The organism is uncultured Ruminococcus sp., assembly GCF_937915125.1.
GTDB lineage: Bacteria > Bacillota > Clostridia > Oscillospirales > Ruminococcaceae > Ruminococcus_C.
The window spans coordinates 42,141-55,773 of the sequence record NZ_CALDMP010000035.1 but is presented as its reverse complement, the minus strand read 5'-3'; the positions used below and the strand labels follow the sequence as shown (position 1 = coordinate 55,773).

Here is a 13,633-nt window from a genome sequence, read left to right as displayed (position 1 = left end):
TTTGGACGATTTTGTCGATATTTCGGTGATTTTTTGTGGTTTAAGGAGAGACTAAGTAGGGATTTTGTCATAATTGTTATTTCAATCCACGCCCCTACGCAAGGGGCGACGACAGGACGTGGGACAATTGGGCAAGGTTTTTACTGATTTCAATCCACGCCCCTACGCAAGGGGCGACCAGAATTCCCCCTTGTTACAACAATTATTTTTGACATTTCAATCCACGCCCCTACGCAAGGGGCGACGGTAAAAAAGCCAAATTTGAACAGCCGCCCAAACTGATTTCAATCCACGCCCCTACGCAAGGGGCGACGTGGGAAAGAAAAACGTCATACTTGCTTTTCACGTTGATTTCAATCCACGCCCCTACGCAAGGGGCGACTATCAGACGATGTGCATAACGTATACTGTTTACCCTGATTTCAATCCACGCCCCTACGCAAGGGGCGACTACGTGCTTTTGAGATTGTATCAAGAAAGTTATCAATTTCAATCCACGCCCCTACGCAAGGGGCGACAACTACAGCCGTGCAAAAATCAGTTTCATCCTTCGTATTTCAATCCACGCCCCTACGCAAGGGGCGACATCCTTTTTCAATCATCTTCGTCAAATTCAAAAAATTTCAATCCACGCCACTACGCAAGGGGCGACTATAATATTCACATCGTATTAAGGGAGGGCTTTTCATATTTCAATCCACGCCCCTACGCAAGGGGCGACCTCAGCTACACCAGGTAGCTGATCTTGTGACTGACATTTCAATCCACGCCCCTACGCAAGGGGCGACGGGTTGTCATGTTGCAGGGCTCTTTGCACAGCAGCATTTCAATCCACGCCCCTACGCAAGGGGCGACGCATTTTTACGACAGATCGTGCGAAAAACAGGAGTATTTCAATCCACGCCCCTACGCAAGGGGCGACCGTGCTCGAAATTGGACTTTTGTCCTATATCCGATTTCAATCCACGCCCCTACGCAAGGGGCGACAATTCAACATCGGGATCAAATGGGACAAAGCACATTTCAATCCACGCCCCTACGCAAGGGGCGACTTCGCCCCTACCCTTTAAACACTCCCCCATACCGGATTTCAATCCACGCCCCTACGCAAGGGGCGACACACACGGGGCTATTTTTTGCAAGCCCCAATTTATATTTCAATCCACGCCCCTACGCAAGGGGCGACCTTTGGTGCTCGCCGCCTGTCGGCGGCTCGATTCAATTTCAATCCACGCCCCTACGCAAGGGGCGACACGTGAAACATTTTTTTGGAGGTGGTATTGTTGAAATTTCAATCCACGCCCCTACGCAAGGGGCGACTCAACTTCCTTTACGTAATAGGGGATACTAGTTAAATTTCAATCCACGCCCCTACGCAAGGGGCGACTGTATTCTCCACCCCAAAACAGGCACCATGCAGTTAATTTCAATCCACGCCCCTACGCAAGGGGCGACCCCAGCCACCGAGGCTGAGAAACATAACCGAGATATTTCAATCCACGCCCCTACGCAAGGGGCGACCTGGCAATACATCTTTGATGATTACCGGGAGATAATTTCAATCCACGCCCCTACGCAAGGGGCGACGTCAACCAAATACTACAATGGGATTTTTAGCCCAATTTCAATCCACGCCCCTACGCAAGGGGCGACGATTCCACCCGAACGTAAACGCGCAGTTTGAATTAGCATTTCAATCCACGCCCCTACGCAAGGGGCGACAGCAACATCTACGCCACCATGTCCCTTGATATCAATTTCAATCCACGCCCCTACGCAAGGGGCGACGGACTTTCTATCCACTCGATATGTTCCTCGTCAAATTTCAATCCACGCCCCTACGCAAGGGGCGACGATTGAGCAATCCTTGACAAACGGACATTAATAATTTCAATCCACGCCCCTACGCAAGGGGCGACAACATCGGCGGAAATTGATGGATAATCAACCGAAATTTCAATCCACGCCCCTACGCAAGGGGCGACATTACAATACAACAGCCAGAGCGGCGGAGGATAAATTTCAATCCACGCCCCTACGCAAGGGGCGACCATCGTCCGCACACAATAAGATCATCCTTTTTTGATTTCAATCCACGCCCCTACGCAAGGGGCGACTCGCTTGCAATACGGATATCTTCGCAAGGATTTTTATATTTCAATCCACGCCCCTACGCAAGGGGCGACAGAGGGTTTATTGATGGTTATAAGGCAAAGGATCAAATTTCAATCCACGCCCCTACGCAAGGGGCGACCATCCTTGTTGGTGAGCTTGCTAAGATCATCAAGCAATTTCAATCCACGCCCCTACGCAAGGGGCGACAAATGGGTGACAAGCGAAGTACTACCTACAATACATTTCAATCCACGCCCCTACGCAAGGGGCGACATGGGATGGTATTACAGGTGCTACTGATTGGCTATTTCAATCCACGCCCCTACGCAAGGGGCGACCTTGAAAAATATTGTGCAATCGTTTACTGTTGATATTTCAATCCACGCCCCTACGCAAGGGGCGACTAAAGATGTGGCAGTATGAAAGCCACGATGTGAATTTCAATCCACGCCCCTACGCAAGGGGCGACAGGTTTCCGCTGGCGTTGGTTTTGATCTTGAGGACATTTCAATCCACGCCCCTACGCAAGGGGCGACTGCGCTTTTCAATATTGATTCCTCTCATGACAAAAATTTCAATCCACGCCCCTACGCAAGGGGCGACTGCACACAGCGACGTTGAGAGCACACGTCAATTGCTAGATTTCAATCCACGCCCCTACGCAAGGGGCGACGGTCTGCACGGCGATGGAAAAGAGAAAAATTTTACGAATTTCAATCCACGCCCCTACGCAAGGGGCGACTTTTGATTGTGCATTCCACTGCCCAACAACAGTCATTTCAATCCACGCCCCTACGCAAGGGGCGACCTGTAGTCTCCGAGTCCGTCCATGTCCATCTTCGATTTCAATCCACGCCCCTACGCAAGGGGCGACCATGAGCTACGGCATACAAGAGCAACATTATGGGTATTTCAATCCACGCCCCTACGCAAGGGGCGACCTATGCGGATGCAAATGATATTACGTCTGTATTATTTCAATCCACGCCCCTACGCAAGGGGCGACCGTTCGCTGATTATCACTGGTTAGCCCTCCCAATGTGATTTCAATCCACGCCCCTACGCAAGGGGCGACTCGCAGGAATCGTATAAGACGTTGTTGTCGGTGAATTTCAATCCACGCCCCTACGCAAGGGGCGACCAATCCACACATCAAGTGCAGATTCCATTTTATGCATTTCAATCCACGCCCCTACGCAAGGGGCGACAAAATACTACAACAGATAACGGCTGGTCAATGATATTTCAATCCACGCCCCTACGCAAGGGGCGACGCAAATGATGGACTTGGTCACGTGTCAGATGCTGAATTTCAATCCACGCCCCTACGCAAGGGGCGACTACGATTCCTGCGACATCGTCTCTGCACATTGAGGCATTTCAATCCACGCCCCTACGCAAGGGGCGACCTTGTGCTTGCGGAGTCAATCATCAAAATAAACATTTCAATCCACGCCCCTACGCAAGGGGCGACTTTATCCTAATCTTACCAGATGATATTACAGATTATTTCAATCCACGCCCCTACGCAAGGGGCGACTGCACGGAGATTGGTGTGGAAACTATGCTCCAGCAATTTCAATCCACGCCCCTACGCAAGGGGCGACTAATGGTGCTTTACCACAATTTTCTGGCGAACCTAATTTCAATCCACGCCCCTACGCAAGGGGCGACGAGTGCGTTTGCGACTGTGGAAACACAACAGTTGTATTTCAATCCACGCCCCTACGCAAGGGGCGACCTCAGCATCTGACACGTGACCAAGTCCATCATTTGCATTTCAATCCACGCCCCTACGCAAGGGGCGACTGATCTTATGCAGCAAGGTGGGTATAAAACCGCAGATTTCAATCCACGCCCCTACGCAAGGGGCGACTACCAGTTCCTGCGGTGTACGTCGTATCCTGCCCAGGATTTCAATCCACGCCCCTACGCAAGGGGCGACACAAAATTAGTCCTGTAATGGCGGTGCATAGAAAAATTTCAATCCACGCCCCTACGCAAGGGGCGACGTATGACGATACCATCATTGACGAGGACGGAAACATTTCAATCCACGCCCCTACGCAAGGGGCGACGACAATGGATTTACATTAAAATTTGTTATATGCGATTTCAATCCACGCCCCTACGCAAGGGGCGACTTTCTGCAAGCTGAGAAAGACCATCTGCAAGTCTAGATTTCAATCCACGCCCCTACGCAAGGGGCGACCGTTGAGCACCCTGTTCATTATACAAGCTGTTCGATTATTTCAATCCACGCCCCTACGCAAGGGGCGACATATGTCCAGACGAATCCGACCGTATCATCACAATTTCAATCCACGCCCCTACGCAAGGGGCGACTCCATCATTCAAATTCATAATTGTTTTCGATTAAATTTCAATCCACGCCCCTACGCAAGGGGCGACTGAGCACCCTGTTCATTATACAAGCTGTTCGATTATTTCAATCCACGCCCCTACGCAAGGGGCGACCATCAATATATGTACTGTCAATAGCTTTGAGTGCATTTCAATCCACGCCCCTACGCAAGGGGCGACTTCCAAGAAACAAAGCTTCTGTTGTACCGTAGGAAATTTCAATCCACGCCCCTACGCAAGGGGCGACCTTGGAGACTTTAACGAAAAGTTTGACGGGTCAATATTTCAATCCACGCCCCTACGCAAGGGGCGACTCCATCACCACTTCCATATCCAATTTCGTGCAGCATTTCAATCCACGCCCCTACGCAAGGGGCGACTGAATGACATTCTGTGCGATCTGAACGCCAGCATGATTTCAATCCACGCCCCTACGCAAGGGGCGACCACCGTATTGCCGCAGATGGCGAACCTGGCGTTCTATTTCAATCCACGCCCCTACGCAAGGGGCGACATCATGCCTTTTGTAAAATATTGAGATACGTCAATGATTTCAATCCACGCCCCTACGCAAGGGGCGACACAGGTCTTTTTTTGACATACCAGCAGGAGCACGATTTCAATCCACGCCCCTACGCAAGGGGCGACCGCAGTCGGCAAAGTAGAAATTGTGCAAATTGACATTTCAATCCACGCCCCTACGCAAGGGGCGACTCTCTATGTGCGCATGATATGGATACCATTATTGGCATTTCAATCCACGCCCCTACGCAAGGGGCGACATTGTACTACATTTTGACCTACTTGTCAATACAAAATTTCAATCCACGCCCCTACGCAAGGGGCGACATCGGTATGCTTGTAAGTGCATCTGTACCAACCAATTTCAATCCACGCCCCTACGCAAGGGGCGACCCAATAGGTACTGGCGGTGATCCATTTTCTCAGCCGATTTCAATCCACGCCCCTACGCAAGGGGCGACCGCAGACGGCATCACAGGTTCTGGCGCAAAGACATCAATTTCAATCCACGCCCCTACGCAAGGGGCGACAGGCGGCAGAGTGCTGATCCTGGCACACCGGGGAATTTCAATCCACGCCCCTACGCAAGGGGCGACAAAGCGCATTTCCTACTATGCCAAAACCAGAGCAATTTCAATCCACGCCCCTACGCAAGGGGCGACTGCAAAGCAGACAAAATCTACAATAAGAAAGAACAGATTTCTGTATACTTTGCAACAAAGCAAATACTTTCGTATACTTTGATAAGAAAAGCAAGTGAAAAAACACGAGAAAAAGCGGTGCGAATCCAGCAGTGATTTTCTGTTCACTTGACATTCGCACTAAAAGATCAGCGGTTCTTCCAGATCAAGACCCATTTTTACGCCATAGTGCTCCACTTTAGTTTTGTAATTATTCCCAAGACAATAGAACCGCAGGCTGTCTTTTTCCGGATCGATCACATTGATCAGTTTCTCCTTCAACAGCCGTAACTTTGCGCCGTCAACGACGCATTCAAACACAGAATTCTGCACCCTTGTTCCGTAATTCACGCACTCTTTTGCAACCCGGCGCAAGCGCTTTTTTCCGGCGTTATCCTCTGTGCTCACATCATATGTCACCAATATCAGCATGGGCTTCACTTCCACAGAAATGGCGGATATTCATCCAGATCGCCACGAATATATCTGGCAAGCAGCAAAGCCTGGACATAGGGCACTAATCCCCATTGGAGCTTTTCCTCAAGAAATGGATGCGTCAATGTTTCCAGCTTGCGCTTCTGCCAGGACTGAATGAACTTCATTCTGCCTTCATCTGTCAATAAGACTGCGCCATCCTCTTCCTGCATAAAATCGGAATCCCCGATGATCTTTTTATTGATCAGCGTCAGTACAAAGCGATCGCAAAAGGAAGAACGGAACTCTTCCACAAGATCTAACGCAAGAGAAGCTCTCCCCGGTCTGTCTGTATGCAGAAATCCCACATACGGATCCAATCCCACAGATTCCAGCGCAGAAGAACACATGGAAGTCATCAGGCTATACGCAAAGGACAGCAGTGCATTGACATTATCCTGCGGCGGTCTTTTATTCCGGTTTTTAAAATAGAATTGTTCTTTCTGCTGTAAGATCATATCATCAAATACCGAAAAATAAGAAACGGCAGATTCGCCCTCCAAACCACGCAGGGAATCAAGCGACTCTATTTTCGAAAGCCTCTTGATATTGTTTTTCAGATAATCCGACTTTTCCCGGAACCGTTCTGTCTGAATCCGCAATCCATGATCACGTATCGTACGTTCCAGCGTCCACCGGCTGTTGAAGAGTTTCCCAAGAATCATATTCCTGGCAATTTTCAGACTTTCCTGTGCATCATCTGCAATTCTGTACTGCTGTCTACGCAGCAGGACGTTGCCGTTGACTGCGCCCTGTACTCTTGCGAGAAATTTGCCATGCCTGTTCAGAAACGTCAGTGCGATTCCATCAGATGCACATTTTCCCATTAGTTCCGGTGTTGCACCTCCGCCGCAAATCAGAATGCTCTCTAGGCTGATTAAAGGAACGGTACTCACCACTGTGCCGCCATCTTTGATCACAACTGTCTCTCCAGCCAGAGAAAGCCGTTTGCCCGGAGTAAAAATATACAATGTATTCAACAGTTTTTTCATATCATCCCTCACTGTCCAGCATTGTACGAAGATACGATTGTACCGTTTTCTTCTTCTGGAGCACAGGCAGACAGATATGCTTCAGCGAACATGCGTTGCACGCTTTTGTCCGTCGAGCTTTGGGTGTATGCTGCCGGCGAAAAAGATCATGCATTTCCTCTGTCATTTCCTGTGCTGTTTTCCGAAGTGCATCCGTAAATTCAATTTTGACACGACGCCTTGTTTCGCCGTAATACAAATAGCCAAAAGGTATAGAAGCGGAAAGCATTTCCTCCAGACACATAGCTTGCAACAGCAATTGCATAGTATCTGACAAATCCTCTTTTGGTTTTCCACGCTTGTATTCCACCGGAACAGCTGTATATTTCCCATCTAATTTTGGAATCCATACGCCGGATTTCGATCTATGGAATTCCACCGCATCACATTCTCCGCTGATACCAAGCACAGCCGAACTGACCGGCAGTGCTCTTATGGTAACAACGCCCTTTCTCGTTTCTCGGAAACTGTTGTCATGAACTTTGTTGTGCATAAGCTTTCCGTCCATTGTGCGATAATTCTCATCCCACTGCTGTTCGATGTGGATCAACGCCCATTGCCGGCGGCAAAACATAAAGTGCTGAATTCCGGAAAGCATCAGATATTCCTCTTCCGGATAACTCATATCAGGTCAATGATTTCCGCATACAACCCTTCAAGAGCATCCAGTGAGATCTCATAATCCCAGAAGCTTGCAGGACGCTGCACGCCTTCTTTCAAATTCACTTTCAGCTGACGATGCACCTTTGCAGAGGAGTATTTCGGCATCTTGCAGTCGTGCTCCCACCAGTACAAGCGGCAAACTTCCATGCTGCCTTCCGGACGTGCAGAGGAACAGTCGTTTTCGAAAAGGGTCTTGAGCGCCTCTTTCAGCAAAGCCGCATCTTCTGCGGAGAAGCCTGTTTTTTCTGCAAGCTGGCAATTTACGCTGCCATAGATCACATACATGCCAAAATCTACAGAATGCTTCATACCCATGGTATCGGAAGAACGTCCCGCCTTGTCCTCGCCATTGACACTTTTGGTAATCTGCATACTGACAATATCAATAGGTGATACGCTGATCGCCGGCTGAATGCTGACGGGGCCACGGACACCGACTGAAATATCCTTGAATGCAAACACCTGCCCGAAGGTTCTGACATCAATCCACTCCCGGCATGCAGCTTCTGCATATTTTACCGCATCTGTCTTTTTCCCTTTCACGATTGCCTTTAATTCTGTACAGCCCTCTGCACGGCCCTGGAGACTTGTGAATTCATCTGTTGCTCTGTCCGCAGACTGGACAAAGATATTCTCTCCCATATCCTGAAAGCGATTTCTGATTTTCCGCTTGATGCAGACATCGGAGATCTCTCCGTATCCGTCATAGGTCTCACGGGGACGGTTTCCATTCAAGGGGTCTCCATTGGGGTTTGCATTTTTTACGGTGACGATCAACGCAAAATCAATTTTATGTTCCAAAGCTGCCATTACGATTCCTCCTCAGTATTGTTTTTCTTGTACAAATAAGATGTATAATGATGATATCCCAGCAGATATGCCGGAGACAAAGCGCTGTCGTCCGAGAACACGTCCATGGTCATTTTGTCCATGATCTCATTGAAGCGCTTCTCATAATATGTTCTGTAGCTCCCCGCCTTGTTCAGATAAGGCTGTAGCCGTTCTTCAATGATTTTCCATGTCTGACAAGGTCTTTTGGAAAACGCTTCCCAGTATCGCTGGGCATTTGTACTGCGTGAGTTCCGGTCATCGGCGTCATAAGTATCCGCCTCCGTTTTGTTTGCCAGCGCCAGCAGACATCCATACAAATAACTGCGGTCTCGTTCGTTGGGATCATAAGCCACTGCTACCACTCCTTCGTGTTTTTCAATATTTCTTTTTCGGATCATACCGCATGCAACTTCCAGCACCAGTCTGTGGTTATACTTTTTATCGTAAGCCAACGGGCGGGATGCATTTGCACACAGGTGATGTATAATATCAGACGGAATTTTTCTGCGTTCCGTCACGCAGGGAACAAGTCTGAGAATGGTATTATCCAAAACTTCCGACTTGCACGCAAGCTTTCCTCCTTCTTCATGTCCGAATGCCGCATTGACAATTTCAAACAGGGAAAAGGAATTGAAAACCGACTTTTTCTTTTTGCCATACCACCGTTCTGCTGCGGTGGTTTCATGCCAGTACTGTATATTCTCCAGATATCTGGAGCCTGCAATCTCCGTGTAAAGTGACATGGAGATACGTCCTTTTCCGGGCGTTGTTTCATCCAGTCCCATGAGCATGACCTTGGCATCATAGTCGAAATCCTGCCGATAGCCCTCAATCATCTGATACAGATCGCTCTTAAAATTGGAATATGCCCCCGGGGATGTCGATGCATCTGCATCCTCCCCTTCAAATTCGTCCTCAATATCAATTGCCGGCTTGCAGATATCCGGCAGAGGCTGATCCTCTGATTCCCATATAAGCAGATAAAGAGAACCAAACCGCACATATCTTTTGCTTTGTATCAGCCAGCTCAGCGCATTATGAATCTGATTGGAATATTCATATCCCACAGAAAACGCCTCTTCCTTGGAAGAAAACCGTCCCCGATAGGCAAAACCGGCATCGTCATTGGCAGAGATCAGCTTTGCTTTATCGCCGGCATTCAGGATCTTTGCCGGATGCTTATAGGTAATGGGAACAACCTCACCGGAAGCATAGCACAGTTCCTTTTTGCCCTCCACCTGCCGGTTAAACGCAATAAAGCAGTCTTGTAACGCTTTATCTTCCCAGGTCTTAGCCGTTTTGCTTTTGTCCGTATAATTGATGCGGAATCTGACAAAGACATCCTCCACCTTTGGCTTCCCGGTTTTGTCGTCCGTCTGGAAAATCTGACACCGCACCAAATCATGTATCAGACTTTTCTGTATCACATACTGATATACGATACCCACAGCGGGATGGCAGAAATCACTTCCCATCCAACGCTCCATCTGTTTCCGGTACAGTTCAAATTTCTCTTCTGCATTCTTATCGTCTGCATACTGGTTGTAATCTCCTGCAATATAGCTCAGTTTTTCTGTAAACGGCATAGCCGCCATACCGCTGGTTCTCGTTGCAGAATCCTCTGTAACAGGAGCAAGCGTTACCGCTCGCTCTTTTTCCAGGGCTTCTGCGGTAACAAATCGGCTTTTTTCATCAAGGGTAACTTCATATGCAGCCTGCACTTGAATATGATACAGGGGCAGAAAATCCTGGTCATCCTTATGGTGCGTATAAACCTTGTATAATTCATTTGTCCAGCTCATTCCATCACCTCTGAAAATTCGTCCAAACCACTGAAATTCTGATGCTCTTTTCCGAATACTTTCATTTCCATGGGCCTGATCTTTCTCTTGATCGTGCAATCCTTTGGCGGGAGAAAGTCGATGATTCCGTCCTGCATGACCGGATTCCAGAAGCGTACCGTCATGAAACCCTTGTCCTCTTCATTCTCAACTTCATCAGAATATGTGATTCCGTGATACATCAGGTTATAGGGCACGGTGCCGCTGTTGTCATAAAAGCCCTCGCCTTCGCCAAATACACATGGTTCTACGTATCCCTGGCATTCACGTGTCCCGAAAAAAATATCTCTCCGTCCGCCTCGTGCAATCATCCGTTTTGCAATGTTGTGATGCTTGTTTTCGTTTCTGTCATTTTGCAGCTCCGGACGGTTCAGATTCCACTCGAAATGTGCCTGCACCTGATAATGCACATCCGTCAGGTAGGTATAATACGCCAGATCCGGTTTTTTCATATCAGCATACACCAGAGGACGCATCCCTTTCCGAACTGTCTGAATCTGGTTCATGATCCGCACCCGGTCAATATACCATATCAGAGTCGGCTTGAAATAGATACTGTGCATGACCCCTTTCAGCGCTTCATATGTCGGTATCATATACGTTGTCTTTTCTTTGCCGGGACGGGTGATCACATCGGAAAAAAGTGCGTATTTTCCATAGACAGAAAATTCCACTGTATTTCTGTGTTCCTTCAATTTCATAACTCCTTTCTGTTTCAATTTCACTGATCTCCAGGAGAATATATCAATATACCATAATTTTCGACATACCGGCCTCTTCTGTCAAACCGAAATCCGTGCTGTAGTTCTCTTCAGCCAGTATCACAATATCATGACTAGTCACATACAAGCAGCCATTTTCCAACAGCTTCTGATATTGGTAATGGGGTATCCCTATGGTATACTTCTGCAACTGCCGCAGCAGATACATGTCCACATCGCTGCTTTGCTGTAGCTTCAGAATCAGTTCCTTGGCATCCTCGCCGTAAGGCGCAACAACGCTGACAGAATTTTCATCGATCATCTCAAACAACTGCCCGGCTGTTTGAAACGCCTGTGCACTGTATTTGAGATGCTTCATCCTTCGCTTTCCCCACACGGACAAATTCAAAGAGAGCAATTCCACAAGCGTGTGTTTGCTTTGAAAGGCATCCACCGGGAAATCCACCATACTGCGGTTTTCCTCATAGAAAAGACGGAAATAAGATTGGATGGTCTGGGGCGACAAATATGCCTTCTCAGAGGGATCCAGAAAAAATCGTTCTGCAATGGATTTTCCCGAAGCAATTTCCGGCATATAGCTTATTTTTTCCTCCTGTGCTTTGATCACATAGACCTTACCGAGCAATGCAGATTCTCCGTTTCTGTTGCATCGTCCAGCTGCCTGTGCCACACGATCCAATCCGGCGAGGGAACGTATGACACAGCGAAATGAGATGTCCACACCTGCTTCAATGAGCTGTGTGGAAACGCAGATGATACGTTCCCCTTGTTTCAGGAGACTTCTCATTTTTCCGATCTGATCCTGCCGATGTCTAGGACACATATTTGTACTCAGGTGAATCAGATGCGCTTGCTCTTCCCCTGGATATGTCTCATTCCGATCTTTCAGAAGCTGGTACACTTCACGGGCAACGGATTTTGTATTGACGATCAGAAGCACAGAGCGTTCTTCCAGATACTTCTCATAACAAAAATTTGCAATTTCACAGTTGGAATAGCCGTTATCCTGAAATACGGGAACGATCTCAGTACGGTTCAGTGCGGCAAAATCGTCGGAATACGCCCCCGTCATACTGGAATTATCATCAAGCAGCAGTTGAAAGCTGGATTCATTCCAGCAAAAATCCGGCTGTGTGGCAGTACACAATACAATGGTACATCCGCAGATTTTGGACAAATAGTTCATTGCCGCAGTGAACATGGAAATACAGTTTACTGGGATGGACTGTACCTCATCAATGAGAATCACGGAATTTGCCAGCCGATGCATCCGGCGAACCGAAGCCATCTTGTCCGAGAACAATGTATTCATAAACTGCACCATGGTTGTGGCAATCATAGGTACATCCCAGCGTTCAGTGAGAAGCTCATACTTTTGCAGTTCGTTGGGCTGTTCTTTGCCATGTATGACATTGGAGTGATGCTCCAGAAAATTGTCATCGCCTATGATTTCCCGAAAGATGCCGCTGTTTTGTTCCAGTATGGACATAAACGGTGCAATGTAAAAAATTCGCTCTTTTCTATGATTCAGACAATCCAGCAAGGCAAACCGGAGAGATGACAAAGTCTTTCCGCCGCCTGTGGGTACAATAAGCTGGCAGATTCCTGTTTTTGTTCCGGCAAATTCGCTGCATCTCTCTGAAATGCTGCTTCGAATCCGGGCAATTTCAGTGATATTGTCGAATTGATCCAGCCGCTTCATGAGTGCATCCAGAGCATTTTTCCAGATACCATCCACCTGCCTGGATACCTGTTCCGGATTGCCATTGCAGAAATCCGCCGTATCCGTCCGGTCTGCATCGATCAGAACAGACTGGAGCGTCCGTTCCAGCATTCCCAGGTAAAAGGCAAACTGCCCTGGGTCCTGACTGATCTCCTTGATTGATTTCCGGATACTGCAATATTCCTTATGGGCATCTTCCAGGTACATCGTCAGTTCCGCTTCCGAGTATATCTCACGCAGTTGAACCGATACGAGATCATATTCCTCCTCTTTGCTGATGCGATTCTGAAGATAGTCATCTCCATTCGATAACAGCCAGTCATGAATCCCATGGTGAGACACGATCACCCTTGCAATCAGTCTCGACACGTTATAGTATAGATGATTTTCCCCTTTCCGGTCAGCAAATTCGCAGAGATATCTTGCACCGCAAAAGGCATGATCTATTTCTCCGCGCCTGTATCCTCCCTCTCCGGAAATATACTGCTGAAAGGAAGGCGCATATTTTCCAGCATCATGCAGCAATCCTGCAAGCTTTCCCATTGCAGACATTCCCGCATGCTTTCCCAGTTCGGACGAAAGTTTAGCCACATCTTCACAATGGGCAGACACTGTCTGGATCTCATCACTGTCCTCTTTTTTATGAGCAATATACGTCATTGTTCAC

Annotated in this window: 7 protein-coding genes and 1 CRISPR repeat array; all 7 genes read right to left on the bottom strand. The window is 48.0% G+C overall.

What is annotated here, in order from left to right:
• Nucleotides 1-78: 78 nt before the first annotated feature.
• Nucleotides 79-5,663: a CRISPR direct-repeat array (repeat unit 32 nt; unit sequence ATTTCAATCCACGCCCCTACGCAAGGGGCGAC).
• A 159-nt stretch (nucleotides 5,664-5,822) separates the two neighbouring features.
• From cas2 to cas3, 7 genes are read right to left on the bottom strand one after another with little or no spacing between them, the layout of a single operon-like run.
• Nucleotides 5,823-6,113 (bottom strand): CRISPR-associated endonuclease Cas2, encoded by a 291-nt coding sequence (cas2, locus tag Q0418_RS04280; protein WP_298482566.1) that lies wholly within the window; start codon nucleotides 6,111-6,113, stop codon nucleotides 5,823-5,825.
• 5 nt (nucleotides 6,114-6,118) lie between these two features.
• Nucleotides 6,119-7,147, bottom strand: coding sequence for a type I-C CRISPR-associated endonuclease Cas1c (gene cas1c / locus Q0418_RS04275; RefSeq protein ID WP_298482564.1), 1,029 nt, complete (start codon nucleotides 7,145-7,147; stop codon nucleotides 6,119-6,121).
• A gap of 1 nt (nucleotide 7,148) precedes the next feature.
• Nucleotides 7,149-7,811 carry a CRISPR-associated protein Cas4 gene (cas4, locus tag Q0418_RS04270; protein WP_298482563.1) on the bottom strand — a complete coding sequence of 221 codons (663 nt, stop codon included), beginning with the start codon at nucleotides 7,809-7,811 and terminating at the stop codon, nucleotides 7,149-7,151.
• The gene (cas7c, locus tag Q0418_RS04265) at nucleotides 7,808-8,659 is read right to left on the bottom strand and encodes a type I-C CRISPR-associated protein Cas7/Csd2 (RefSeq protein ID WP_298482561.1); all 852 of its coding nucleotides are present in this window, start codon (nucleotides 8,657-8,659) and stop codon (nucleotides 7,808-7,810) included. The genes cas4 and cas7c overlap by 4 nt, the downstream gene beginning before the upstream one ends.
• Nucleotides 8,659-10,482: a type I-C CRISPR-associated protein Cas8c/Csd1 gene (cas8c, locus tag Q0418_RS04260; protein WP_298482559.1), complete on the bottom strand. Its 1,824-nt coding sequence runs from the start codon at nucleotides 10,480-10,482 to the stop codon at nucleotides 8,659-8,661. The genes cas7c and cas8c overlap by 1 nt, the downstream gene beginning before the upstream one ends.
• Complete coding sequence (gene cas5c, locus Q0418_RS04255) at nucleotides 10,479-11,222, bottom strand: type I-C CRISPR-associated protein Cas5c (RefSeq protein ID WP_298482557.1); 744 nt, start codon at nucleotides 11,220-11,222, stop codon at nucleotides 10,479-10,481. Before cas5c ends, cas8c begins: the two co-directional genes overlap by 4 nt.
• A 43-nt stretch (nucleotides 11,223-11,265) precedes the next feature.
• Entirely contained in the window at nucleotides 11,266-13,626 is a 2,361-nt protein-coding gene (gene cas3, locus Q0418_RS04250) for a CRISPR-associated helicase Cas3' (protein WP_298482555.1), read from the bottom strand.
• Nucleotides 13,627-13,633: the final 7 nt, after the last annotated feature.

Excerpts from the sequence above, each read along its gene's own strand:
- cas2 (WP_298482566.1), bottom strand. The coding sequence starts at position 6,113 with ATGCTGATATTGGTGACATATGATGTGAGCACAGAGGATAACGCCGGA.
- cas1c (WP_298482564.1), bottom strand. The coding sequence starts at position 7,147 with ATGAAAAAACTGTTGAATACATTGTATATTTTTACTCCGGGCAAACGG.
- cas4 (WP_298482563.1), bottom strand. The coding sequence starts at position 7,811 with ATGAGTTATCCGGAAGAGGAATATCTGATGCTTTCCGGAATTCAGCAC.
- cas7c (WP_298482561.1), bottom strand. The coding sequence starts at position 8,659 with ATGGCAGCTTTGGAACATAAAATTGATTTTGCGTTGATCGTCACCGTA.
- cas8c (WP_298482559.1), bottom strand. The coding sequence starts at position 10,482 with ATGAGCTGGACAAATGAATTATACAAGGTTTATACGCACCATAAGGAT.
- cas5c (WP_298482557.1), bottom strand. The coding sequence starts at position 11,222 with ATGAAATTGAAGGAACACAGAAATACAGTGGAATTTTCTGTCTATGGA.
- cas3 (WP_298482555.1), bottom strand. The coding sequence starts at position 13,626 with ATGACGTATATTGCTCATAAAAAAGAGGACAGTGATGAGATCCAGACA.